This is a genomic window from Stenotrophomonas sp. a6 (genome assembly GCF_030913325.1).
Lineage (GTDB): Bacteria > Pseudomonadota > Gammaproteobacteria > Xanthomonadales > Xanthomonadaceae > Stenotrophomonas > Stenotrophomonas maltophilia.
The window spans coordinates 3,616,197-3,638,791 of record NZ_CP133161.1; the positions used below are offsets into that span (position 1 = coordinate 3,616,197).

The following is a 22,595-nucleotide window of genomic DNA, read 5'->3' on the forward strand; positions in this document are numbered from 1 at the left end:
GCCAGGGCGTCAGCGCGCGGCGATGAACGCGGCAATTGCCGCGCGCAGGCGCTTCAGGCCTTCGGCCACTTCTTCGTCGGTGATGTTCAGCGACGGCACGAAGCGCAGCACGTCCGGGCCGGCCTGCAGGGTCAGCAGCCCCTGCCCGGCAGCGTGGTCGAGGATCGCACCAGCCTGGCCGGCGAAGTCCTTGCTCAGCACCGCACCCAGCATCAGGCCGCGACCACGCACCTCGCTGAACACGCCGAACTCTTCGTTGATGCGCGCGAAGCCATCGCGCAGCGCCTTCGACTGGCGGCTGACGTTGGCGGCGATCTCCGACGAGGCCAGCTTGCGCAGCGCCACGCGGGCCACCGCAGCGGCCAGCGGGTTGCCACCGAAGGTGGTGCCGTGCGCGCCAAACTGCATGGTCTCGGCCACCTTCGGGCCGGCCAGCATCGCACCGATCGGGAAGCCGCCACCCAGTGCCTTGGCCAGGGTGACCATGTCCGGCACCACGTCGTCCTGCCAGTGCGCGAACAGCGTGCCGGTGCGGCCCATGCCGGCCTGGATCTCGTCCAGCACCAGCAGCGCGTCGTGCTGGTCGCACAGTTCGCGCACGCGCTTGAGGAAGCCGGACTTGGCCGGCATCACACCGCCCTCGCCCTGGATCGGCTCCAGCATCACCGCCGCCACGTCACCGGCGGCCATCGCGGTTTCCAGCTGCACTTCGTCGTTGAAATCGATGTAGCGGAAGCCACCCGGCAGCGGCTCGTAGCCTTCCTGGTACTTCGGCTGCGCGGTAGCGGTCACCGCGCCCATGGTGCGGCCGTGGAAGCTGCCACGGAAGGTGATGATGACGCGCTTGTCGGCCGGGCGGCCCTGGCTGGAGGCCCACTTGCGGACCATCTTGATCGCCACTTCGTTGGCTTCGGCGCCGGAGTTGCACAGGAACACCCGCTCGGCGAAGCGACTGGCCTTCACCAGTTCCTCGGCCAGGTGCAGCGGCGGTGCGCTGTAGAACACGTTGCTGGTGTGCCAGAGCTTGCCGGCCTGCTCGACCAGCGCGGCCACCAGGTCCGGATCGTTGTGGCCCAGGCCGCACACGGCGATGCCGGCAGCCAGGTCGATGAACTCACGGCCCTGGCTGTCCCATACGCGGGCGCCCTGGCCTCGCTCCAGTACCACCTGGCGGGGCTTGTAGACCGGCAGGTAATAGTGCGAAAGGGAGATCAGCGGATCGGTCGCGGCGGTCATGGCAGTCGGCAGGGTTCAGGAACGCCCATTCTCGCGCCGGAACCCCTGCGGCACAATGCGCCCATGCGACCGTTTTCCGCCCCCCAGCTCAACCCCGCCACCGAGACCGGCTGGCGCCGTCGGTGGTTCGACATCATCTACCGCCATGACACCCGCCCTTCGCGCAATTTCGACCTGATCCTGGTGGTGGCGATCGTCGCCAGCATCCTGGTGGTGATGATCGACAGCGTGCAGCACCTGCATGCCGAATGGTCCACCGGCCTGTACATCCTGGAATGGGGATTCACGATCATCTTCACCGCCGAGTACCTGCTGCGGCTGGCGGTGGTCAAGCGCCCCCTGCGGTATGCAGTGAGCATCTGGGGCATCATCGACCTGCTGTCGATCCTGCCCGCCTACCTGTCGATGTTCATCCCCGGCGCGCAGAGCCTGCTGGTGGTGCGCGCGCTGCGCATCCTGCGGGTGTTCCGCATCCTGAAGCTGACCCGCTACATCGAGGAAAGCGGCGTCCTGATGACGTCGCTGTGGCGCAGCCGGCGCAAGGTGCTGGTGTTCCTGTTCACGGTGATCACCATCACCATCATCGCCGGTGCGCTGATGTACGTGATCGAGGGCCCCGAACACGGTTTCACCAACATCCCGGCCAGCATGTACTGGGCGGTGGTGACCATGGCCACGGTCGGCTTCGGCGATATCGTGCCGCAGACCGTGCTCGGCCGCTTCGTCACCTCGGTGCTGATCCTGATCGGCTACAGCATCATCGCCGTGCCCACCGGCATCTACACCGCCGAACTGGCCAGCACCATGCGTGAAGCCGAGCAGGCCGCACGCCGCGATGCGCGTGGCTGCCCGGACTGTGGGCTGGAAGGCCATGAACCGGATGCACTGCACTGCCGCAAGTGCGGCGGCAAGCTGCCGGATGCGTTCAGTCATTGATGCGAGCGCCGGCGATGTACACCGGCGCACGCTGATCACGCCATGAGCGGGAGCACTACTGGCGGTTGCTCTGGAAAACGAGCGTGTTGTATTCCTGCATCAGCTTGCTGGCCGATCCACGCGGCGCCATCGACGGCGAATCAAGCATGCGTCGTTCGAAATCGGTGTAAGGCTCTTTCTCGCTGACGCGCTGCAGCCGCGCCTTGCCTTCCCGACGGAAGTTCTCGGCCTCACGCTCGAAGCTGTTCCAGTCCAGCTTGCCCGGTTCCTGATCAGCCACCTTCGCATGTGCTTCGTCGGAAATGCGGTTGAACGCATCCAGACGCTCGCGGGCCTTGGCCTGATCGAAATCATCCTCGCTCATCAGATCCATGATGGCCTTGGCTTCCAGCATCATCGCCAGGCGGTAGTACTCGCGCGTGCGACCCTCGGCCTGCTCCAGTGCCTTGAGCTGCTCGCGCTGGGCGGCGTCGTTCTGGCGCTCCAGCTCGGCATTGAACGTTTCGCTGGCAGCCACGAAATCCTTGAAGGCGACCATCAGGGGCGCGTGCAGCTGCTTGCCCTTGGCGAACTGGTCGTCTTCGTAGTCCTGGCGATCGTAGTAGTCGTGCGCGTCCTTGCTGATCGGCACCAGTGCCTTCAGCGCCTGCTGGTAGTGGCCAGCAGCAGCATCGAGTTCGGCCAGCACTGGCTTGGCAGCGATCGCCTCGGTCACGGGGGCATCGCACTGCTTCATGTCGTAATCGCTGATCTCGAACGGACCGTACACCTGTGTCTCGCGACCGGTCGGGCCGGCGGCGACATCCTTGATCCAGCGCGTATAGGACTCGATGCTGCCGTGGGTCTTCGAATCAAGCGCGTTGAAGCAGCCGATGTAGGCGTTGAGCTTGGCGGTCAACTGCTGCTGCGGGTCGGACGGCGCCGCGCTGGCGTCCGGCGTGCCGGATGCAGCGGCGCCGCCCGCAGCGGCGGGTGCTTTGCCACCGCAGGCGGCCAGGATCAACGACAGCGAAGCGGCCAGCGCCGCGACGGAAAGAGTGCGTGACATGTGTTCACATCCCTGTTGAAAACGATTACAGCCGCACATTCTAGCGCAGCAGGCCGAAGGTCGCAGCCCTCGGCCTCTTCCGGCGACGTACGATCAATCCAGGAACAGATCCGGCAGCAACGGACGCGATGGATCCACTGCGTAGCCCGAAAGATCGGTGATACCCGCCTGCGCCAGCACGTCATCGTCGATCAGGAACTGGCCATGGAAGCCCGCCGCTTCGCGCACCAGCACCGCATGCGCGGCGTCAGCCATGATCTGCGGCGTGCGGCAGCCGGCCGCATCCACGCCCGGGATCATGTTGATCGCATCGGTGGCGATGACCGTGCGCGGCCACAGCGCATTCACCGCCACGCCCTGCGGGCCGAATTCCGCGGCCAGGCCCAGGGTAACGAAGCTCATGCCCATCTTCGCCAGCGTGTAGCCGGTATGCGGTGCCCACCACTTCGGCTCCAGGCTGGGCGGCGGTGCAAGGGTGAGGATGTGCGGATTCGGCGCCTGCAGCAGGTACGGCAGGCAGGCCTGCGCGCACAGGAAACTGCCGCGCGCATTGACCTGCTGCATCAGGTCGAAACGCTTCATCGGCGTATCCAGCGTACCGCGCAGCCAGATCGCGCTGGCGTTGTTGACCAGGATGTCGATGCCACCGAAGGTATCGACCGTGGCCGCAACCGCCGCGTGCACCTGCTCTTCCTCGCGGATGTCGCACTTCAGGGCCAGGCCCTGCCCGCCTGCCGCCGTCACCGCTTCGGCCGCGGTATGGATGGTGCCCGGCAGCTTCGGATTCGGCACCGACGACTTGGCCGCAATGGCCACGTTGGCGCCGTCGCGCGCAGCGCGCAGTGCGATGGCCAGGCCGATCCCACGCGAGGCTCCGGTGATGAAAAGCGTTTTGCCCTGCAGACTGCCCACGTTCCACACTCCAGCGTATGCAATGAGCCGCTAGTATGCCGCGCCGACGCGGAGTTCACCCGGCCTTGACGATACTCGGGCCTCCAGCCAACGCACGAGGTCCACGCCATGCGCCGTTCCCGCCTGTTGCTGCCTGCCCTGGGGCTTGCCCTGCTGACTGCCTGCCAGGGCCGTTCGCCGGAACCCGGCAAGGAGCCGCCCGCCGGTGACGCGCCCAGCGCGGAGAAGGCAGCCGCCGACGGCAAGATGCGCTGGAGCGAGGCCGTGGTCTGGGATGGCGATCTGAACGCATGCCGCCAGGGCGAGAATGCCGCCACCCGGGATTGCCTGCGCGATGCGATGCGAGCGGGGGGAGCAAGCGCCGAGGCGATCACCGCGGCCGAGCAACTGTCCAGCGCCGGGGAACTGGCGTATGTGACCGCCTGGCATGAGAACGAGGGGCTGGGCATTGCCACGGTCGAGTATCCCTTCCGGGCCAACACCAACGAAGGCACCCGCCTGGTCGACGCCAGCGGCAAGCGCATCGATGTGGATGCCGTACAGCTGGACGACACGCTGCGTGCCGACCCGGCCGTGCAGGAGCTGTTGAAGGCCAACCCGCAGGCCACGCCATTCGCGCCGGCGCAATCGGCCGGAGCGACACCGCTGGAGGGCGGCGGGATCCGCCTGCTGTACCGCACACCGCTGCGCGACTGCCACGCCGGCCCGGACGTGGGCCAGCTGCAGATCGCCTATGACTTCGATGCCAAACGCAACTTCATCGGCCAGCAGGTGGTGCCGGCGACGCCGTAATCCGGAAACGCCGCGTGTCGCCTGGCATGGCCCGGCGAGCGCAGTGTCGAATCATCGGTACGCCTGCACCTGCTTCTGCAGCAGATGCGGCACGATCAACCTGTGCACGGGCGCGACCGGCAGCATGTAGAGGCGCCCGAACGCGTTATGCGTATGCACCACCGTCACCACTTCCAGCACATCGCCCTGCCATTGCAGGGCCAGCTGTACGCGCAGGTGGCGATCATCGTCTTCCAGCACGATGGCGTCGTCATCCAGCGACTGCAGGGTGAAGATGCCCAGCCGCTGGCCGGCGGCCGGATCGTCGGTGTCCTGCACCGCACGCAATGAGCCAAGGTGCTTCATCCCAAGCAGGCGCATGCCGTGGTTGCGCAGCGCCATCAGACCATCGAACCAACCGGGAATGCTCGCGGCCATGTCGCGATAGGCCTGCAAGGCCGAGCGCCCATCACGACGGGTGGTCGCATGGCACGCATGCACGAAATCCGCACCGGGCAGCTGAGTTCGAAGCACGCTGCCCGCGCTCGGCGGCGCGCTCATCACCTGCGATGCACTCACGGCTTCGGTCCCTGCCCCTCGTTGTCTTCCCAGTGCAGGATGCGGCGGGTGACGAAGCGGTAGACCGGCTTGCCGGTGGCGAACCACAGCTCGCGCACCCACGACGTACGCTTGAGCAAGCGCTTCTCCACCGGGGTGAGTGATTCGCGGCAGTACATGCGCTTGTGCTTGAGCAGGTGGCGCAGGTCCTCGCGGGCCAGCAGCCGCATCCAGCGCGAGCGCGGGTTGCCGATCACCGCCAGCTGGAAGTCGATCAGCGCCGGTCGTCCATCTTCAGTGACCAGCCAGTTGGCTTCCTTGGCCAGGTCGTTGTGGGCCACGCCATTGCGATGCAGCTGCTGCAGCAGGCGACGCGCGGCGCGGAACCAGGCCAGATCGCCGCGCGGCGGACGCTGGTACATGGCATCGCCGGCCATGAAGCTGCGGTCGAGGTGGCGGCCATCCCAGGCCAGCAGCTGCGGCACATCGGCCATGCCATGGATATGGCGCAGCGCGCGTGCTTCGCGACGTGCAAGCCACCACGCGGGCAACCGCAGCCACAGCGGCGTGGCCCCCAGATCGCGGCGTACGAACGGGCCATCGGGCCCTTCAACCAGAAGGATCTGACCGAAACTGTCGGCCTTCAAAGCACGGTGGGGAGCGTCTGGCGTATGCGGCATGACTCCATTCTAGGCGATGGCGCCGGTTGCAAACGGTCACGAAGCGGCTGGGAACCAGTCACCTTCACGCCCCTATAATCGGGCAATGGACTCTTCATGGATCGACGCCACGCTCGCGTGGATTGCCGCTCACCCCGTGCTGGCGGGCGCCGTTATCTTCCTCATCGCCTTCTGCGATGCGGTCATCATTCTTGGCGCCATCGTGCCGGCGCTGCCACTGCTGTTCGCGGTGGGCGTGTTCATTGGCCTGGGCCAGATCTCCGGGCCGTACGCGGTGGCGGCTGCGGCATTGGGTGCGTTTGCCGGCGATGGCATCAGTTACTGGATCGGCCGCCGCTGGGGCGACCGCCTGCGCGGCGTGTGGCCGTTCAGCCGTTACCCGCAGCTGCTCGACCGCGGCGAAAACCTGTTCCGCCGCAATGCCTTCAAGAGCATCCTGGTGGCACGCTACGTCGGCGCGATCCGCCCGTTCGTGCCGGCCATCGCCGGCATGATGAAGATGCCCGCCAGCCGCTACGTGCAGGCCAGCGGCATCGCCAGCATTTCCTGGGCGGTGCTGTTCCTGGCGCCGGGCTGGATCCTCGGCGAAGCGTACGACGCGGTGGCTGCTGTGGCCGGGCGGCTGGTGGTGGTGGTCGGCCTGCTGGCGGTGATCCTTGGCCTGGTCTGGGCTATCGTGCTGTACGGCTACCGCTGGTCGGCCGCACGCATGGACAACTGGCTGGCACGCCTGCTGGACTGGTCCAACCGCCACCCGACGCTGGGCCGCTACACCGTTGGCGTGCTGGACCCGAAGCGGCGCGAATCGGTGCCGCTGGCGATGCTGGCGCTGATGCTGCTCCTGCTGGGCTGGGGCTGGTTCGCGCTGTTGACCGTGGTGGTCGCACACGGCGAGCCGCTGGCGATCGACCTGCTGGTGCACCAGGCCATGCTGGCGCTGCGCAATCCGCTGGCCGACTACCCGATGGCTGCGCTGGCGTCGCTCGGGGCCTGGCAGGTCCTGCTGCCGGCCACCGCCGCGGCGATGGGCTATCTGATCTGGCGCCGACGCTGGATGGCCGCTGCGCACTGGCTGGCGGCACTGGCCTTCGGCCTGGCGCTGACCATGCTGCTGGGCGCCACCGTGGATGTGGTGCGCCCGATCGACGCCAGCAGCGGCTTCGGCTTCCCGTCGGTGTCGGTGACCATGGCCACCATCACCTTCGGCTTCTTCGCGGTGCTGATCGCACGCGAGATGCCCGGCCGCACCCGCGTCTGGCCGTACCTGGTCTCGGGCATCGTGGTCAGCCTGATCGGCTTCTCGCGCCTGTACCTGGGCGCGCATTGGCTGAGCGACGTGATCGGCGGCATGCTGTTCGGCACGTTCTGGCTGCTGGTGCTGGGCATCGCCTATCGCCGCCGCTTCAACCGCTCGTTCTGGGTGAAGCCGGTGGCCTGGCTGTTCTACGGCGTCTTCGCCGTGGCGGCGATGTGGTACGCACCGCGCAACATCCCGGTGAAGCTGGAACGCTTCGAACCGACCCTGCCGGCCCCGCAGGCGATGGACATGCAGGCCTGGTGGCAGCACGACTGGGCCACGCTGCCGGCGCGCCGCAACGAGTTCGACGACGACCAGCGCTGGCCGCTGGACGTGCAGGTGGCCGGGCCATTGGCACCGCTGCAGGCGCAGCTGGAAGCGCGTGGCTGGAAGCGGCAGGAACAGGCCGGCTGGCAGCAGGCGCTGCTGATGCTGGACAAGAACACCGGCGCCGATGAACTGCCGGTGCTGCCGGCGACGCTGGACACCCGCGTGGAAGCACTGCTGATGGTGCGCCAGGGTGCGAAGCCGGACGAACGCTATGTGCTGCGCCTGTGGCCGGCACCCGCGCAGCTGCAGGCGGGCAACACGCCGCTGTGGCTGGGCAGTGCACAGACCCTGCGTTACGAACGCCACTTCGAGTGGATCGGCATGTGGCACCCGCTGCGTGGCGTCGACCCGGCGTTGAACGCGGTGAAGGACGCCGTGCAGGACCTGCCGCAGCGCGAGGACGTGCACAGCGAAACCGGATTGCCGGTGCTGCGGTTGAAGACCACCACGCCCTGAGGAGGCCGCCGGGCATGACCCGGCGCTGCCGCAACACGGACAGGTAGCGCCGAACCATGCCCGGCGGAGTAGATCCACGCCATGCGTGGATGACATTCCCCGCATGCACCAGCGTGTGCACCAAGGTGCACACCCACCCAAAGCAGGCTGCTACGGCATCCAGCCCAGCAACTGCTGCAACCGCTGGTGCGGGTCGTCCATCTGCAGCAGCTGCAGGCGCTGCTGCTCGCTCAGCGGCAGCAGTTCGGCCAGCCGCCAGCCAACCCAGCTGGCCTGGTCCAGCAACGCCGGATTGGCCGGCGCATAGGCCTCACCGGCCTGCTCGATGATGTGCCCCAGCACCGTGGCCAGCAGCGCATGCTGCGGCCGCAGCTCATCGTCGGGGTCTTCGTCGCACCAGCGCACGTCGGCCACCACCAGGCCGTTGTCGCGTACGCGGGTGCGCTCGACATGGAAGCGGCGGGTGCCTCGCAGGCGCAACTGCAGCACGCCGTCGGCGCCGACATCGAAGTCTTCGATGCGTACCTGCACGCCATACGCTGCCGGTGTCGCCGGGGCTCCCACTTCCTGGCCGTCGAGGATCAGGCAGACACCGAAGCCCTCGCCACTGCGGCCGCTGTCGCGGACCAGATCCAGGTACCGCCGCTCGAACACGCGCAGCCCGACCGCTGCACCCGGCACCAGCGTGGTGTGCAGCGGAAACAGCGGCAGTGACGTGTCGCTGCTCATCGGGCCTGCAGCGCGGCGAGGAAGCGACGCGGTGCGCCGTCGAAGCCCCCATTGGACATGAACACCACGTGGTCGCCGCTGCGCGCGCTGGCCTGCAGCTGCGCCAGCAGCGCGTCGGTATCGGGCACCGCGTGCGCTTCGCCGCGCACCGCGGCGATCACCGCGGCCGCATCCCAGGCCAGTTCCGGGCGATGCAGGAACACCACCTCGTCAGCCAACGCCAGCGACGGGGCCAGCGCCTGCGCGTGAGCGCCCAGCCGCATCGAATTGCTGCGCGGCTCCATCGCGACCACGATGCGCGCGTCACCCACCTTGGCACGCAAGCCTTCCAGCGTGGTGGCGATCGCGGTCGGGTGATGGGCGAAATCGTCGTAGATGGTGATGCCGTCATGGCGGCCGATCACTTCCATGCGGCGCTTGACGCTGCGGAAGCGCGCCAGCGCAGGAATCACGTCGGCCGGCGCCACGCCCACCGCATGTGCGGCAGCCAGCGCAGCCAGGCCGTTGAGCACGTTGTGGCGGCCCAGCAACGACCAGTGCACATCGCCCATTGCCTGCCCGCGGTGGTGCACGCGGAAGGCGCTGCCATCGGCGGCCAGCAGCTCGGCATGCCATTCCAGCGACGGGTCGAAGCCGAAGCGCTCGACCGGGGTCCAGCAGCCCATCGCCAGCACTTCGGCCAGATGCGGGTCCTCGCCGTTGACGATCAGTCGGCCACGCGCCGGCACCGTGCGCACCAGGTGGTGGAACTGGCGCTGGATCGCGGCCACGTCCGGGAAGATGTCGGCGTGGTCGTATTCAAGGTTGTTGAGGATGGCCACCAGCGGCCGGTAGTGCACGAACTTGCTGCGCTTGTCGAAGAACGCGGTGTCGTACTCGTCGGCCTCGACCACGAACTCGCGGCCCTGGCCCAGCCGGGCGGAGACGCCGAAATCCTCGGCGACGCCGCCGATCAGGAAACCGGGCGAACGACCGGCGCTTTCCAGCAGCCAGGTGAGGATGGTGGTGGTGGTGGTCTTGCCATGGGTACCTGCCACGGCCAGGGTGTCGCGACCCGGCAGTACCTGTTCGGACAGCCATTGCGCTCCCGAAATGTAGCGCTGGCCGCCGTCGAGCACGGCCTCAACGGCGGCATTGCCGCGCGAGAGGGCGTTGCCGATCACCACGTCATCGGTGCCGGCCGGCACGCTGTCGGCGCGGTAGCCCTGGTCCAGGGCGATGCCCAGCTGCTCGAGCTGGGTCGACATTGGCGGATAGATGGCCTGGTCGCTGCCGCTGACCGTATGGCCCAGTTCCCGCGCCAGGGCGGCCACGCCGCCCATGAAGGTGCCGGCGATTGCAAGGATATGTACGCTGCTCATGACCGAGGATTGTGACCGATGACGGCTGTATAGGGCCAATGTCCGCCCCCGGGTAAGACAAGTCCTACACGGGATGTGAGAAAACTCCAATCACCTGTCAGGGAATTCCCGATAGCGATGTTCTGTGAACCCGGACACAATTCGAACTGCCAGCCGCAGTACCCGAACCGGTCCTACTCCCCAAGAGGCCATCCCCAAGGGAGCTCATGCTGCGGGGCCCTGAGCAAGCCCTTCGCTGGCGCCTGTCAAACGACACAGGCCTGATCCTCACGGACCAGGCCTGTGTTTTTTTGCGCCCGAAGGGCCGGCAACAGGCCGGCCCCCGCCGGATCAGGCCTTGATCGCCGCCAGGATGCGGGCTTCGATCTCGTCCAGCTCACCGACGCCATCGACGCGGGCCAGGGTGCCACGGCCGGCGTAGAAGTCGACCACCGGGGCGGTCTGGTCGTTGTAGACCTGCAGGCGCTGGCGCACCGCTTCCGGCGTGTCGTCGGCGCGGCCCTGTTCCTTGGCACGACCGGCGATGCGCTCGACCAGCAGCTCGGTGGCCACGTCCAGCTGCACCACGGCATCCAGCGGCTGGCCGATCTTGGCCAGCAGGCCGTCCATCGCATTGGCCTGGGCCACATTGCGCGGATAACCATCAAGAATGAAGCCCTTGGCGACATCGGGCTGGGTCAGGCGCGACTCCAGCATGCCCAGCAGGATGTCATCCGACACCAGGTTGCCGGCATCCATCACCGTCTTGGCCTGCTTGCCCAGCTCCGTGCCCGCGGCGATTTCCGCGCGCAGCATGTCACCGGTCGAAATGTGGGCGATCCCCAGCTTTTCCTTCAGGCGCGTCGCCTGTGTCCCCTTGCCCGAACCGGGCGGTCCCAACAGAACCAATCGCATTGACCTGACTCCAACGTGTTGAAAACAAAGAAGGTTCGCGTCCCGGACGGACCGGTATCGCTGCACCGCAATAGCGCCACTTTACCGCATCCGGGTAATGTCCCTGCAATGTCCTTTCCCCCGAGCAGGTAGACGCATGCGCAACGGTACTCTCCTCTACGCCCAATCCGGTGGTGTCACCGCGGTCATCAACGCCACGGCGGCGGCGGTGATCGAGCAGGCCCGGGCCAAGGGCATCAAGGTCCTGGCCGCGCGCAACGGCATCCTCGGCGCGCTGCGCGAGGAACTGATCGACACCAACAAGGAGAGCGCTGCGGCCATCCGCGCCCTCGCCCACACCCCGGGCGGCGCGTTCGGCTCCTGCCGGGTCAAGCTGAAATCGCTGGACGCCGACCGCGCCCGCTACGACCGCCTGCTGGAGGTGCTGCGCGCGCACGACGTGCGCTGGTTCCTCTACAACGGCGGCAACGACTCGGCCGATACCGCGCTGAAGGTCTCGCAGCTGGCCAAAGCCTCCGGCTACGACCTGACCTGCATCGGCGTGCCCAAGACCATCGACAACGACCTGGCGGTGACCGACACCTGCCCCGGCTTCGGCTCGGCGGCCAAGTACACTGCGGTGTCGGTACGCGAGGCGGCGCTGGACGTGGCGGCGATGGCCGAGACCTCCACCCGCGTCTTCATCTACGAGGCGATGGGCCGCCACGCCGGCTGGCTGGCCGCGGCCGCTGGCCTTGCCGGCAACGGCGATGACGAAGCGCCGCACATCATCCTGCTGCCCGAACGCGCCTATGACGAGGCGGTGTTCCTGGCCAAGGTGAAAGCGGTGGTCGAGCGCGTCGGCTATTGCGTGGTGGTGGCGTCGGAGGGCATCGCCACCGCCGATGGCCGCTTCGTCGCTGACGCTGGCGGCGGCAAGGACTCGTTCGGCCACTCGCAGCTGGGCGGCGTGGCCGCGCACCTGGCCGGCCGGGTCAAGGACCAGCTGGGCCTGAAGGTGCACTGGGCGCTGCCCGACTACCTGCAGCGCTCGGCCCGGCACCTGGCCAGCAGGACCGACTGGGAGCAGGCGCAGGCGGTCGGCAAGGCCGCCGTGCAGCTGGCGCTGAAGGGCCAGAACGGCGTGATGCCGGTGATCGTGCGCAGCAGCGATGCGCCCTACCGCTGGAAGATCGAAGCGGCGCCACTGTCGAAGATCGCCAACCATGAAAAGAAGATGCCCGCCGGCTTCATCCGCCGCGACGGCTTCGGCATCACCGCCAGGGCGCGGGCCTACCTGTCGCCGCTGATCAAGGGCGAAGCGCCGCTGCCGTATGGCGCCGACGGCCTGCCGAAATACGTCACCCTGAAGAACGTGGCGGTGAAGCAGAAGCTGCCGCCGTTCGAGGGCTGACCCGAAAAAGGGGACGGAGGGGATTAAGTCGCATACGCCCCTCTGTCATCTCCAACAGCGTCAGCAGTGGGTCGGATACGACTTAATCCCCTCCGTCCCCTTTTAATGGAGGAACACCATGGCATTGCGTGTTGTTCGACTCGGTACGCCGCGCGTGCCTGGCGAGGGCCTGCGCATCGGCACCGTGCGGCGGCCGCCGCGCGGCGTTCCGCGCAGCGAGTTCGCCCGACAGGACTGGTACGACGTCTGGTTCCCGACCCTGTCACCCAGCGCGGAACTGGTGAAGCGGGCGCATGAGGCGAAGACGGCCGCCGACTGGACCGCGTTCTTCCGCCACTACAAGGCCGAGATGAAAGCGCCCGATGCCGCCCATGCACTGGACCTGCTTGCCGCACTGTCGCAGCACAGCGACATCAGCGTGGGGTGCTACTGCGAGGATGAGGCGCACTGCCATCGCAAGGCCCTGCGCGAGCTGCTGGCGGCGCGCGGGGCGACGCTGGCCGAGTGATGATTGCAGGGTTGCCGGCCAGCGGCCGGCACTACCCGTGGATGACCGCTTGGGTACACCGCCCAGGCAATTTCAGTTGCAGGCCTTGCCTTCCATCTGCAGCTGCGCGGCGAACATCGTCACCTGCGGAATCTGGCCGGCAGCGGCCTGCTTCTTCGCTTCCTCCAGATAGATGCGCGACTGGCCCTGACCGTCCAGCTCGACCTTGTTGGTCGACGGCAGGCGCCACACGCGCACCACCGCCTGCTGTGCCGGGCATGCTGCGCTGGGCACGCGGATCACATCATTGAGCTTCCAGCCCTTGTCGGCACTTGGCTGCGCCTTGGCGTAGTCGACGAAGCGCGCGCGCGGCTGGCACTGCTCACTGGTACGCACCGCAGAGAAGCGGTACGGCTCGGCCGCCTGCCCGGTGAAGGCGCCTTCCAGGCGCGCACAGGCCTCGGGGATCTGCCGCAGCGTATGCACCGCGCCTACCGCCTGCGGAGCGCCCACGGCGCGCTGTAGCTCCGGGGTTTCCGCGGCGAGTGCTGGTACAGCCGGGACCAGGGCGGCAAGCATCAACAGGGACAGGCGCATGGGAGATCTCCTACAGGACTGAGCGCAGGCTTGCAGAGCTTGGCTTAACGGGGTGCAAAGGCCTGTGACTCTCGTGCCCCTGGCCCGGCGACAGGGCCCGCGCGCATGGCGATGCCTTCCATCCTGAGGGCACCCACAGGTTCAGGAGGCGCGGCTAGTAGAAGCCAGTCGAGTACGGCTCGACTCTACAAGTGGCGGCACGCATACTGCGGGCACCAGGGAATGCTGAACACCGCCATACGTCGGACGACCGCCAAGGTCGGTACGGGTTGGTTCCAGGCTGCAGCCCGTCGTCCCCCTCGTGGTGCCGTTCATCGCCACTGGATGCCTACATCCATTCTGCGGAGGGGTCTAATGCTGGAACGTCACGGGCTGTCATTGGCGCTGGGCTGCGCCATTCTCGCGATCCTGTTCGGAATCGTCTCGGCGCGCTGGATCCTGCGCCAACCCACCGGCAATGAACGCATGATCGCGATCGCCACGGCGATCCAGGAAGGTGCGCGTGCCTATCTCAACCGCCAGTACCTGACCATCGGCGTGGCCGGTGTGGTGCTGTTCGTGCTGGTCGGTGTGTTCCTCAGCTGGTACACCGCGATCGGCTTCGCGGTCGGCGCGGTACTGTCCGGCGCGGCCGGCTACATCGGCATGAACGTGTCGGTACGCGCCAACGTGCGCACTGCCGAAGCTGCACGCCACGGCATCAGCGCCGCAATGGACGTCGCCTTCCGCGGCGGCGCCATCACCGGCATGCTGGTGGTCGGCCTCGGCCTGCTGGGCGTGGCCGGTTACTACGCGCTGCTGCTGCGCATGGGCCTGCCGATGGAACAGGCGCTGCATGCGCTGGTCGGCCTGGCCTTCGGCTCGTCGCTGATCTCGATCTTCGCGCGGCTGGGAGGTGGCATCTTCACCAAGGGTGCCGACGTCGGCGCCGATCTGGTCGGCAAGGTGGAAGCCGGCATTCCCGAGGACGACCCTCGCAACCCGGCGGTGATCGCGGACAACGTGGGTGACAATGTGGGCGACTGCGCCGGCATGGCCGCCGATCTGTTCGAAACCTACGCGGTGACCGTCATCGCAACGATGCTGCTGGGCAGCCTGATGCTGGCCGAGGCAGGCGCCAATGCGGTGCTGTATCCGCTGGTGCTGGGCGGCGTATCGATCATCGCCTCGATCATCGGCGCGCTGTTCGTGAAAGTGAAGCCTGGCGGCTCGATCATGGGCGCGCTGTACAAGGGCGTGATCGTCTCCGGCGTGCTGGCCGCCATCGCCTTCTACCCGATCACTACCGGCCTGATGGGTGACAACGTACATGGGCCGATGGCCCTGTACGGTTGCGCGTTGATCGGCCTGGTCCTGACCGGGCTGATCGTGTGGATCACCGAGTACTACACCGGCACCCAGTACAAGCCGGTGCAGCACGTGGCGCAGGCCTCGACCACCGGCCATGGCACCAACATCATCGCCGGCCTCGGCATCTCGATGAAGTCCACCGCGCTGCCGGTGGTGGCCGTGTGTGCGGCGATCTGGGGCGCGTTCGCGCTGGGCGGGCTGTACGGCATCGCCATCGCCGCCACCGCGATGCTGTCGATGGCCGGCATGATCGTCGCTCTCGATGCCTACGGGCCGATCACCGACAACGCCGGTGGGATTGCCGAGATGGCCGAGCTGCCCTCGGAGATCCGCGACATCACCGATCCACTGGATGCGGTTGGCAACACCACCAAGGCGGTGACCAAGGGCTATGCGATCGGTTCGGCCGCACTGGCCGCATTGGTGCTGTTCGCGGACTACACGCACAACCTGCAGGCTGCACATCCGGGGCAGGAATTCCGCTTCGACCTCAGCGACCACACGGTGATCATCGGCCTGCTGATCGGCGGCCTGATTCCCTACCTGTTCGGTGCGATGGCGATGGAAGCGGTCGGCCGCGCGGCGGGTGCGGTGGTGGAGGAAGTACGTCGCCAGTTCCGCGAGATCCCCGGCATCATGCAGGGCACCGGCAAGCCGCAGTACGACAAGGCGGTGGACATGCTGACCCGCTCGGCGATCCGCGAAATGATCGTGCCCTCGCTGCTGCCGGTGGCGGTGCCGGTGGTGGTCGGCCTGCTGCTGGGGCCACGCGCACTGGGTGGCCTGCTGATCGGCACGATCGTGACCGGCCTGTTCGTGGCCATTTCGATGACCACCGGCGGTGGCGCCTGGGACAACGCCAAGAAGTACATCGAAGATGGCCACTTCGGCGGCAAGGGCAGCGAGGCGCACAAGGCTGCGGTGACCGGCGATACCGTCGGTGACCCGTACAAGGACACGGCCGGCCCGGCGATCAATCCGCTGATCAAGATCATCAACATCGTCGCGCTGCTGCTGGTGCCGTTGCTGTAGATCCACGCCATGCGTGGATGACGGCCTCGATGGGGTCAGAGCCCTTTCCCAGAAAAGGGATCCGACCCCACCGTCAATCACCGCCCGCGCAGGAAGAACGACACCGGCACCATCACGTCCACCGGGTCGCCGGCCACTTCGGCCGGCGGCGCCGGTACCGGGCTGGCGCGCTGCACGGTGTCCAGCGTCTCCTGGTCAAGCAGCGCGAAGCCACTGCTGCGGCCCAGCTTCAACCCCGAGACCGCGCCATCGCGGGCCACGGCAAAGCGCACGTAGACCACGCCCTGCTGGCGCAGCCGCTCGGCCTGGCGCGGATAGCGGCGATGCTTCTGCAGGTGCCCCAGCAAGCGACCTTCCCAGCTTGCCTCGGCGCGACTGCACTCACCCGCCGTGGTCTGCGGTGCGGTGTAGCGCGCGGCGGCGTCAGCGGCCACCTGTGGCGGTGCGCTGGTCTGCGCGACATTGGCGTCGGCGACATCCGGCGAGGGCGTCGGCTCCGGTGTACGCGGCGGTGGCAGGTCACCCTGCGGCTGCACCGGCGCCTTCGGTTGCTCGCGCAGGGCCGGCTTCGGCGCCTGCCGCTGCTGTTGCTGCTGCAGTGGACCGGTGGCGACCTCGCGCGGCGGCACCGGCGGTGCCTGCGCCATCGGTGCCAGTTCCAGCATCAGCGCGGCGGGCGGCGCCGTCGCAGCCAGTACCGGTGCGCGCGTCGCCCACCAGCAGGCCGCGCCGATCAGCAGCGCGTGCACCAGCAGCACGATCGCCAGGCTGGTCGCCCAGCGCCGCAGTCCACTCATCGCGCACCCTGCTCAACGCCGACCAGCGCCACCTTCAGGTAACCGGCCGCACGCAGCGCATCCAGCGTGGCCATGAGTTCGCCGTAGGGCACGTGGGTATCGGCACGCAGGAAGATGCGCTGCGCGGTGTCGCCGTGGGAGGCCGCCTGCAATGCAGCGGCCAGCCCGTCACGCGCCACCGCCTGCTCGCCCACGCGCAGCGACAGATCGGCCTGCACGGTCACATACACCGGCGCCTGTTCGGGCGACGTGGCACTGGCGCTGCTGGCCGGCAGCTGCACCGGCACTGATACGGTGGCCAGCGGTGCGGCTACCATGAAGATGATCAGCAGCACCAGCATCACGTCGATGAAGGGCGTGATGTTGATCTCGTGTGCTTCTTCCGGTGCGTCGTCGCGGTCGGACGCGGTCCTGATCGCCATCGTCGCGCCTCAGTGCACCGCGCGCAGCGGTGCCGCTGCGGTACGCGGCACGACACGATCAAGATCGCGCGAGACCAGCTGCTGCACGGCCGCCGACAGATCGCCGAGCAGGCCCCGCAGGCCGGCCAGCACGCGGCTGAAATGGTTGTAGACCAGTACCGCGGGAATCGCCGCGACCAGGCCGAGTGCGGTCGCCAGCAGGGCCTCGGCGATGCCGGGCGCAACCACCGCCAGGTTGGTGGTGTTGCTGTGTGCGATGCCGATGAAACTGTTCATGATGCCCCACACCGTGCCGAACAGGCCGACGAAGGGCGCCACCGCGCCGATGCTGGCGAGCACACCGATGCCGCGCCGCTGCACGCGCGCGGTCTCCAGTTCGATGCGGTCCAGGCGCGAGGCGATGCGCTCCTTGATGCCGTCGCGACTATCCAGATCCTGCGACAGATGCAGTTCGGTGCGGGCGGCGTCCAGCATCGCCAGCGCGATGCCCTGCTGCAGACTTGCCTCTTCGCTCTGCGGCGGCAGCTGTGCGGACTGCAGCAACAGCGCGCGCGCCGCGCGCAGCTGCCGGGCCTGGCGGGCCAGCTCCCAGCCCTTGGCCAGCAGCACGGTCCAGGTGGCCAGCGACGCCAGTGCCAGCGCGATCATCACGGCCTTCACCACCACGTCGGCGGCCAGGTACATGCCCCATGGGGTCAATGCGGGGGCGGCCACGGGGGCCAGGTCAGCAGGCAGCATCGTCTCGGTTTCCATCAGCATCAGGGGTCGCTGCGCGACGACGGGCCGCGCGCGGATCATTGGCGTCGTCCACTTCCACGACCGGATGGGGCTCCAGCCGCGGTGCCGGTCGGCTCAGCACGTAGCCGGCGCTGACCGCGAAGAACAGGCCCACGCCCAACAGCAGGCGCCAGGACGGGTGCGCGCCCCAGCAGAACAGGGCAAAGCCCAGCGCCATGCCGGCACTGGCAAACGCCTTGCCCTTGCGCGATACCGCGCCCTGCTCGCGCCACAACCGCAGCGACGGGCCGTAGCGCGGATGCGCCAACAGGCGCTGCTCGAACTTCGGCGAGCTGCGCGCGAAGCAGCCCACGGCCAGGATCAGGAAGATGGTGGTCGGCATCACCGGCAGCAACGCGCCGATCACCCCGAGCCCGACCATCAGCCAGCCCAGCGCGAACCAGAGCCAGCGCATCAGCGCTGCACCTGTGGGCGCGCGCCGTGCATCAGGCGAATTCCACTTCGACGTGGCCGTGCACGCTGCGGAACGCGGCGTCGGCCGCATCGATCACCTGCTGCTCCTGCTCGACACTCAGCGGTACCGCGTCCAGCGCCGCGGTGAACTCACGCCAGTGGCGCGCCGCGCCATCCGGATGCGCGGCCAGGTGGCGGGCGCCAAAATCACGGTCCAGGCCGAGCTTGGCAGCCATCTTGTACAGAATGGTGCCGCCCAGGTTGGAGCCTTCGGCCACGTACAGCCACCCCAACGCGGCGGGCAGTTCCAGATCGGACGGCAACGCCGCGATGTCAGCCCCCGGCAGGGTCTGCTCCAGGTCCTGCAGGTCGCGCGCGACCTGGGTCAGGCGGCGGCGCTCGCCCAGGTCCGGCAGCAGTGCGTCCAGCGCAGGGTTGGCATACAGCGCATCGATGCTGCGGTGGAAGCGATACTGCACGCGCAGGAAACGGGCGAAATTGCTGCGGTCGGCGAAGATGTCGCCGGCCATGATGCGCTTGTCCAGGGCACCGTGGCTGTCGCGGGTGGCGGCCTTGAGCCGCAGGCTGCGGCTTTCTTCAGGGGCGATGTGTGCGTTCATGGGGGAATGCCAAGGGGGTCGTCGTGCTGTAGACGTCTGCCACGGGGCTTTCCCCAAGGCCGTCTACACCGATAATGGGCCATCCCCTTGTCCATCCGGAACCGACGATGATCACCACCGAACCGCGCATGACCAACCTGTTCCTCCAACTGGGCCTGGACGCCAGCGCCGAGGGCATCGCCCGCTTCATCCGCGAGCACCAGCTGGCCACCGATGTCGAAGTGGTCGAAGCACCGTACTGGAACGATGCCCAGCGCCAGTTCCTGTCCGAATCACTGCAGGCCGATGCGGCATGGACCACGGTGGTGGATGAGCTGAACGAGTCGCTGCACGAAGATGCGGTGAAGGCTTCGAGCGGGCTGTAAGTAGACGCCGGGCATGGCCCGGCGCTGTCGATTGCTCGGCAGAAGCGGTGCGGACCAAGGTCCGCGCCCACCGAGGGCGGTTGGGGCTCGCTGGGGTCAGAGCCCTTTCCGCAGGAAAGGGATCCGACCCCACCACTCATCCGCGACCGATCAGTACTTCCAGGTCAACGCCAGCCGCGCGGTGCGGCCCGGGGCCGGCATCACGCCCAGGGCAAGCGGGTCCAGGTAATAGCGGTCGGTCAGGTTGTCCACGCCGGCTTCCACCGACAGCTGGTCGTTGAAACTCCAGCTGGCAAACAGATCCACCAGCGTGGTTGGCCGGTACAGCTGCTGGATCGCCGACAGGCCCACGTTCCAGTCCTTGTCCAGCTTGCTGATCGGGCCGGCGTTGTGGACCACGCGGGTGCCGAAGGTCAGGCGCTCGTCGAACAGGCGCGAGCCCAGGGTCAGGTTGACCATGTAGCGCGGTGGGTTCTGGGTATTGGTGTACGAGCCCTCGAAGCCGCCGTCCACGCAGTCGGGCGTGTTGGCCAGCTCGCCGTTCCTGCGCTGCGCCCCATAGGCACGGCGCTCGGCGGCGATATCCGGCGCGCAGGTCTTGGCCTTGAAGTAGTAGTGCGCGGACAGATCGGCAAACACCTTGCCGCTGTCATAGCTGGACTGGAACTCCATGCCGGAGACCCTGAACTGGTCGACATTGCGGATCAGGCCCGCCGACAGCGTGCGGTAGTCACGGGTGATCAGGTCGTCAATGCGGGTATCGAAGTACGCCAGCTTCAGCGCCAGGCGGTCACCGGCGGTGAACAGGTCGTAGCGGAGGGTGCTGGCACCGATTTCCCAGCTGCGCGCACGCTCCGGCTTCAACTCGCCCACCGGCTTGGCAGCGGTGAACAGGCCCAGCGTGGTCTCGAACAGGCTCGGCAGCTTGGTGCCTTCGGCGTACTTCACGTAGACCATGATGTCTTCGCTGAAGCGGTAGGCCACGCTGGCGGTCGGCGAGAACGCGGTGTCACGACGGCGGATCGGCTGCGACCAGGTCCAGCTGACCGGCACTTCCAGGTCCTGCGCCTTGCCGGCGTCGTAGAAGTTCCAGCCACCGATGTCGCCCACCGTGCCCTTCTTGTACGGTGAGGCCAGCAGCGATTCCTGGGTGAAGTTGCCGTTGGCATCCGGATACCAGTTCAGCAGCGCGATGCGCTTGGCCCGCCACGACGGCAGCGCCGGGTTGCCATTGAGCAGTTCGGTGTAGCGGTACTGGCCCTGCACCTCATAGGCATCGGGCGTGGCCAAGCGGTTGCGGTCATGCACATCCACGCGGTTCCAGCGGCCGCCGGCCAGCAGTTCCCAGTGCTCATCGGGCTGCCACTTCAGCGAGGCCACGGCGCTGTATTCCTTGCGCTCGGCGTTGCGCAGGAAACGGTTGTTGATCAGGTCATCGTGCATGACCGGGCCCGAGCTGCCCGGTGCGATGTCTTCGTCACTGTAGGACAGGCCGTAGTCGAGGGTGAACGCGCCAGCACGTGTGTCGAACTTCGAGGTGTTGCTGGCATCCAGTCCGAAGCGCTTCTGTCGCAGCGGATTGCGGTAGGCATCCTTATAGCCGGGGTCGCCACTGAAGCTGGGCGCGTCGTACCACTCGGTGCGGCGATCGAAGTACCAGGGGGTGATGCCGGTCAGGCTGTTGTACATCACGCTGTCGGTGTCGGTGTACGCGGCGTTGACGCGCAGGTCGACCAGCTCGCTGTCCGGGTTGAAGCGATAGCGCAGGGTGTAGCTGTCCATGTCGACGTGGCCCGGATCCCATTGCGGAATGCGGTCGCGATCGACGCGGATGATCTGCGAGGCCATGATCTCGCCGGCGGTGCCTTCGTAGCGGCGGTAGCCCGCTTCCAGGGTCTGTGCATCGTCGATACGCCAGGTGCCCTTGAGCAGCGCCGACTTCGAGCGCGACGAGGTGTTGAACACTTCGGTACGCGGCGGATTCAGCGGTGCCAGCGTGCGACGGGTCTGTGGGAAATCATCGTAACCGTGCTTGCCGGAGAAGTAGTTGCCATTGTCGCGGTAGGCGTAGGCGGCGACCAGATCGAAGCGATCCCAGTGTCCCGCAGCGGCCACGTTGAAGAACTGGCTGCCGGTGGCGCTGCGATCGTTGCGCGGCGCGGCACTGTAGGAAGGCAGGTTGTTGGCGCTGTTGTTGGCCAGGCCGCCACGCACGCGCACGCCGAAGTCGCGCTCTTCGCGCAGCACGTCGCCGATCTTCAGCGTCTCCATCTCGACCACGCCGCCGATGCCGCCAGAGGCGTTGGCCTGCAGGCTCGGGCCCTTGGTGATGGTCAGGCTGGAGATCAGGTCCGGGTCGAGGTAGGTACGCTGCGATTGACCGGCATAGCCACGGTAGGTATCCATGCTGGACTGGCCACCGTCGATGATCACCGGCACGCGGCCCTGGCCCTGGATGCCGCGGATGTTGACGTCGAAGCCATTGCCAACGCGTGGGTCACCGGCAGTGACGCCGGCCACGCCCTTGACGATGTCGCCGTTGGACGTACCGCGGAAACGCTCCAGGTGCGTGCGGTTGAGCGTGGTGGTGGAACCGACGCTGCGATAGCTGTCGAGCAGGCGCGCCTCGTCGCTGGTCGCGCCACTGTCGACGCGGTCGCCGGCCACGCTGAGCGTGTCGGTGACGATCACGCCGCTGTCGACCTGCGCCGGCGTTGCCGCTTCCAGCGTGACTGCATCTGCGCTGACCCGGCGCACCGCCAGGCCACTGCCCTGCAGCAGCTGCTGCAGCGCCTCGTTGGCCGGCAGGCTGCCATTGACCGCACGCGAGCTCACCCCGTGGGCCGGGATGGCCGGATACACGACCTGCACGCCGGACTGGCGCATGTAGCTGCGCAGCGCATCGTCCAGGGGCTGCGCTGGAATGTCGAAGCGCTGTACGGCGGCGTGATCGCCACGGGCGTTCTGTGCCAGCACGGATGGCGTGGCACTGGCCAGGCCGGCAGCCAGCAATGCAATGCACAGGCGGGACGGGCGCGGCGCGCGGCCCGGACGGTGGGAGTCGAACATGGGGAACCTGTCAGGTAATCGGTGCCGCAGGCGCGGCGTCATCCGCAACACAGGCGGACACGGC

At 67.5% G+C, this 22,595-nt stretch carries 22 protein-coding genes; 7 read left to right on the plus strand and 15 right to left on the minus strand.

Annotation, left to right across the window (positions count from 1 at the left end; genetic code table 11):
• Positions 1-9: 9 nt before the first annotated feature.
• Positions 10-1,236 carry an acetylornithine transaminase gene (locus Q9Q79_RS16620; protein WP_005414378.1) on the minus strand — a complete coding sequence of 409 codons (1,227 nt, stop codon included), beginning with the start codon at positions 1,234-1,236 and terminating at the stop codon, positions 10-12.
• A 63-nt stretch (positions 1,237-1,299) separates the two neighbouring features.
• On the opposite strand from Q9Q79_RS16620, the gene Q9Q79_RS16625 reads away from it, so the two are divergent.
• Complete coding sequence (locus tag Q9Q79_RS16625) at positions 1,300-2,172, plus strand: ion transporter (protein ID WP_005410911.1); 873 nt, start codon at positions 1,300-1,302, stop codon at positions 2,170-2,172.
• 55 nt (positions 2,173-2,227) lie between these two features.
• Here the strand turns inward: Q9Q79_RS16625 and Q9Q79_RS16630 are convergent, their stop codons facing one another.
• Positions 2,228-3,220, minus strand: coding sequence for a YiiG family protein (locus tag Q9Q79_RS16630; protein WP_201862297.1), 993 nt, complete (start codon positions 3,218-3,220; stop codon positions 2,228-2,230).
• Positions 3,221-3,313: 93 nt separating this feature from the next.
• The gene (locus tag Q9Q79_RS16635) at positions 3,314-4,132 is read right to left on the minus strand and encodes an NAD(P)-dependent oxidoreductase (protein WP_005410913.1); all 819 of its coding nucleotides are present in this window, start codon (positions 4,130-4,132) and stop codon (positions 3,314-3,316) included.
• 108 nt (positions 4,133-4,240) lie between these two features.
• Here Q9Q79_RS16635 and Q9Q79_RS16640 point away from each other — a divergent pair, with 108 nt between their 5' ends.
• Positions 4,241-4,924, plus strand: a complete 684-nt coding sequence (locus Q9Q79_RS16640) for a hypothetical protein (RefSeq protein WP_201862299.1) — start codon at positions 4,241-4,243, stop codon at positions 4,922-4,924.
• A 51-nt stretch (positions 4,925-4,975) separates the two neighbouring features.
• On the opposite strand, the gene Q9Q79_RS16645 is transcribed toward Q9Q79_RS16640, so the two are convergent.
• Positions 4,976-5,482 carry a DUF2867 domain-containing protein gene (locus Q9Q79_RS16645; protein WP_024957119.1) on the minus strand — a complete coding sequence of 169 codons (507 nt, stop codon included), beginning with the start codon at positions 5,480-5,482 and terminating at the stop codon, positions 4,976-4,978.
• Entirely contained in the window at positions 5,479-6,141 is a 663-nt protein-coding gene (locus Q9Q79_RS16650) for a serine/threonine-protein kinase (protein ID WP_201862301.1), read from the minus strand. Before Q9Q79_RS16650 ends, Q9Q79_RS16645 begins: the two co-directional genes overlap by 4 nt.
• Positions 6,142-6,226: 85 nt before the next feature.
• On the opposite strand from Q9Q79_RS16650, the gene Q9Q79_RS16655 reads away from it, so the two are divergent.
• On the plus strand, positions 6,227-8,224 hold the full coding sequence (locus Q9Q79_RS16655) for a bifunctional DedA family/phosphatase PAP2 family protein (protein ID WP_012481181.1): 1,998 nt from the start codon (positions 6,227-6,229) through the stop codon (positions 8,222-8,224).
• 150 nt (positions 8,225-8,374) lie between these two features.
• On the opposite strand, the gene Q9Q79_RS16660 is transcribed toward Q9Q79_RS16655, so the two are convergent.
• The 3 genes from Q9Q79_RS16660 to Q9Q79_RS16670 form a co-directional block, all read right to left on the minus strand.
• Positions 8,375-8,953: an LON peptidase substrate-binding domain-containing protein gene (locus tag Q9Q79_RS16660; RefSeq protein WP_012481182.1), complete on the minus strand. Its 579-nt coding sequence runs from the start codon at positions 8,951-8,953 to the stop codon at positions 8,375-8,377.
• Complete coding sequence (gene mpl, locus Q9Q79_RS16665; protein ID WP_043034072.1) at positions 8,950-10,314, minus strand: UDP-N-acetylmuramate:L-alanyl-gamma-D-glutamyl-meso-diaminopimelate ligase; 1,365 nt, start codon at positions 10,312-10,314, stop codon at positions 8,950-8,952. The genes Q9Q79_RS16660 and mpl overlap by 4 nt, the downstream gene beginning before the upstream one ends.
• A gap of 330 nt (positions 10,315-10,644) precedes the next feature.
• The gene (locus tag Q9Q79_RS16670) at positions 10,645-11,208 is read right to left on the minus strand and encodes an adenylate kinase (RefSeq protein ID WP_005410920.1); all 564 of its coding nucleotides are present in this window, start codon (positions 11,206-11,208) and stop codon (positions 10,645-10,647) included.
• Between the two features lie 136 nt (positions 11,209-11,344).
• On the opposite strand from Q9Q79_RS16670, the gene Q9Q79_RS16675 reads away from it, so the two are divergent.
• Entirely contained in the window at positions 11,345-12,601 is a 1,257-nt protein-coding gene (locus Q9Q79_RS16675; protein ID WP_099527278.1) for a 6-phosphofructokinase, read from the plus strand.
• Between the two features lie 118 nt (positions 12,602-12,719).
• Entirely contained in the window at positions 12,720-13,109 is a 390-nt protein-coding gene (locus Q9Q79_RS16680; RefSeq protein ID WP_065184001.1) for a DUF488 family protein, read from the plus strand.
• 72 nt (positions 13,110-13,181) lie between these two features.
• Here the strand turns inward: Q9Q79_RS16680 and Q9Q79_RS16685 are convergent, their stop codons facing one another.
• Complete coding sequence (locus tag Q9Q79_RS16685; RefSeq protein WP_005410923.1) at positions 13,182-13,685, minus strand: hypothetical protein; 504 nt, start codon at positions 13,683-13,685, stop codon at positions 13,182-13,184.
• 354 nt (positions 13,686-14,039) lie between these two features.
• On the opposite strand from Q9Q79_RS16685, the gene Q9Q79_RS16690 reads away from it, so the two are divergent.
• A complete protein-coding gene (locus tag Q9Q79_RS16690; protein ID WP_005410924.1) occupies positions 14,040-16,067 on the plus strand; it encodes a sodium-translocating pyrophosphatase in 2,028 nt (675 codons plus the stop codon).
• A 77-nt stretch (positions 16,068-16,144) separates the two neighbouring features.
• Here Q9Q79_RS16690 and Q9Q79_RS16695 read toward each other — a convergent pair whose 3' ends face one another.
• Genes Q9Q79_RS16695 through Q9Q79_RS16715 form a run of 5 tightly spaced genes read right to left on the minus strand, consistent with a single transcriptional unit; the run spans position 16,145 to position 19,097 of the window.
• Positions 16,145-16,864, minus strand: coding sequence for an energy transducer TonB (locus Q9Q79_RS16695; RefSeq protein ID WP_099561285.1), 720 nt, complete (start codon positions 16,862-16,864; stop codon positions 16,145-16,147).
• Entirely contained in the window at positions 16,861-17,286 is a 426-nt protein-coding gene (gene exbD, locus Q9Q79_RS16700; RefSeq protein WP_099561284.1) for a TonB system transport protein ExbD, read from the minus strand. Before exbD ends, Q9Q79_RS16695 begins: the two co-directional genes overlap by 4 nt.
• 9 nt (positions 17,287-17,295) lie before the next feature.
• Complete coding sequence (gene exbB, locus Q9Q79_RS16705) at positions 17,296-18,024, minus strand: tonB-system energizer ExbB (RefSeq protein ID WP_049459217.1); 729 nt, start codon at positions 18,022-18,024, stop codon at positions 17,296-17,298.
• Positions 18,011-18,478: a YbaN family protein gene (locus Q9Q79_RS16710; protein ID WP_005410928.1), complete on the minus strand. Its 468-nt coding sequence runs from the start codon at positions 18,476-18,478 to the stop codon at positions 18,011-18,013. Before Q9Q79_RS16710 ends, exbB begins: the two co-directional genes overlap by 14 nt.
• A gap of 31 nt (positions 18,479-18,509) precedes the next feature.
• Positions 18,510-19,097: a biliverdin-producing heme oxygenase gene (locus Q9Q79_RS16715; RefSeq protein ID WP_005410929.1), complete on the minus strand. Its 588-nt coding sequence runs from the start codon at positions 19,095-19,097 to the stop codon at positions 18,510-18,512.
• 107 nt (positions 19,098-19,204) lie between these two features.
• On the opposite strand from Q9Q79_RS16715, the gene Q9Q79_RS16720 reads away from it, so the two are divergent.
• Positions 19,205-19,462 (plus strand): DUF2789 domain-containing protein, encoded by a 258-nt coding sequence (locus Q9Q79_RS16720; protein WP_005410930.1) that lies wholly within the window; start codon positions 19,205-19,207, stop codon positions 19,460-19,462.
• A 150-nt stretch (positions 19,463-19,612) separates the two neighbouring features.
• Here Q9Q79_RS16720 and Q9Q79_RS16725 read toward each other — a convergent pair whose 3' ends face one another.
• Positions 19,613-22,531 carry a TonB-dependent receptor gene (locus Q9Q79_RS16725; RefSeq protein ID WP_049459216.1) on the minus strand — a complete coding sequence of 973 codons (2,919 nt, stop codon included), beginning with the start codon at positions 22,529-22,531 and terminating at the stop codon, positions 19,613-19,615.
• Positions 22,532-22,595: the final 64 nt, after the last annotated feature.

Excerpts from the sequence above, each read along its gene's own strand:
- Q9Q79_RS16620 (WP_005414378.1), bottom strand. The coding sequence starts at position 1,236 with ATGACCGCCGCGACCGATCCGCTGATCTCCCTTTCGCACTATTACCTG.
- Q9Q79_RS16625 (WP_005410911.1), top strand. The coding sequence starts at position 1,300 with ATGCGACCGTTTTCCGCCCCCCAGCTCAACCCCGCCACCGAGACCGGC.
- Q9Q79_RS16630 (WP_201862297.1), bottom strand. The coding sequence starts at position 3,220 with ATGTCACGCACTCTTTCCGTCGCGGCGCTGGCCGCTTCGCTGTCGTTG.
- Q9Q79_RS16640 (WP_201862299.1), top strand. The coding sequence starts at position 4,241 with ATGCGCCGTTCCCGCCTGTTGCTGCCTGCCCTGGGGCTTGCCCTGCTG.
- Q9Q79_RS16650 (WP_201862301.1), bottom strand. The coding sequence starts at position 6,141 with ATGCCGCATACGCCAGACGCTCCCCACCGTGCTTTGAAGGCCGACAGT.
- Q9Q79_RS16655 (WP_012481181.1), top strand. The coding sequence starts at position 6,227 with ATGGACTCTTCATGGATCGACGCCACGCTCGCGTGGATTGCCGCTCAC.
- Q9Q79_RS16660 (WP_012481182.1), bottom strand. The coding sequence starts at position 8,953 with ATGAGCAGCGACACGTCACTGCCGCTGTTTCCGCTGCACACCACGCTG.
- mpl (WP_043034072.1), bottom strand. The coding sequence starts at position 10,314 with ATGAGCAGCGTACATATCCTTGCAATCGCCGGCACCTTCATGGGCGGC.
- Q9Q79_RS16670 (WP_005410920.1), bottom strand. The coding sequence starts at position 11,208 with ATGCGATTGGTTCTGTTGGGACCGCCCGGTTCGGGCAAGGGGACACAG.
- Q9Q79_RS16675 (WP_099527278.1), top strand. The coding sequence starts at position 11,345 with ATGCGCAACGGTACTCTCCTCTACGCCCAATCCGGTGGTGTCACCGCG.
- Q9Q79_RS16680 (WP_065184001.1), top strand. The coding sequence starts at position 12,720 with ATGGCATTGCGTGTTGTTCGACTCGGTACGCCGCGCGTGCCTGGCGAG.
- Q9Q79_RS16685 (WP_005410923.1), bottom strand. The coding sequence starts at position 13,685 with ATGCGCCTGTCCCTGTTGATGCTTGCCGCCCTGGTCCCGGCTGTACCA.
- Q9Q79_RS16690 (WP_005410924.1), top strand. The coding sequence starts at position 14,040 with ATGCTGGAACGTCACGGGCTGTCATTGGCGCTGGGCTGCGCCATTCTC.
- Q9Q79_RS16695 (WP_099561285.1), bottom strand. The coding sequence starts at position 16,864 with ATGAGTGGACTGCGGCGCTGGGCGACCAGCCTGGCGATCGTGCTGCTG.
- exbD (WP_099561284.1), bottom strand. The coding sequence starts at position 17,286 with ATGGCGATCAGGACCGCGTCCGACCGCGACGACGCACCGGAAGAAGCA.
- exbB (WP_049459217.1), bottom strand. The coding sequence starts at position 18,024 with ATGCTGCCTGCTGACCTGGCCCCCGTGGCCGCCCCCGCATTGACCCCA.
- Q9Q79_RS16710 (WP_005410928.1), bottom strand. The coding sequence starts at position 18,478 with ATGCGCTGGCTCTGGTTCGCGCTGGGCTGGCTGATGGTCGGGCTCGGG.
- Q9Q79_RS16715 (WP_005410929.1), bottom strand. The coding sequence starts at position 19,097 with ATGAACGCACACATCGCCCCTGAAGAAAGCCGCAGCCTGCGGCTCAAG.
- Q9Q79_RS16720 (WP_005410930.1), top strand. The coding sequence starts at position 19,205 with ATGATCACCACCGAACCGCGCATGACCAACCTGTTCCTCCAACTGGGC.
- Q9Q79_RS16725 (WP_049459216.1), bottom strand. The coding sequence starts at position 22,531 with ATGTTCGACTCCCACCGTCCGGGCCGCGCGCCGCGCCCGTCCCGCCTG.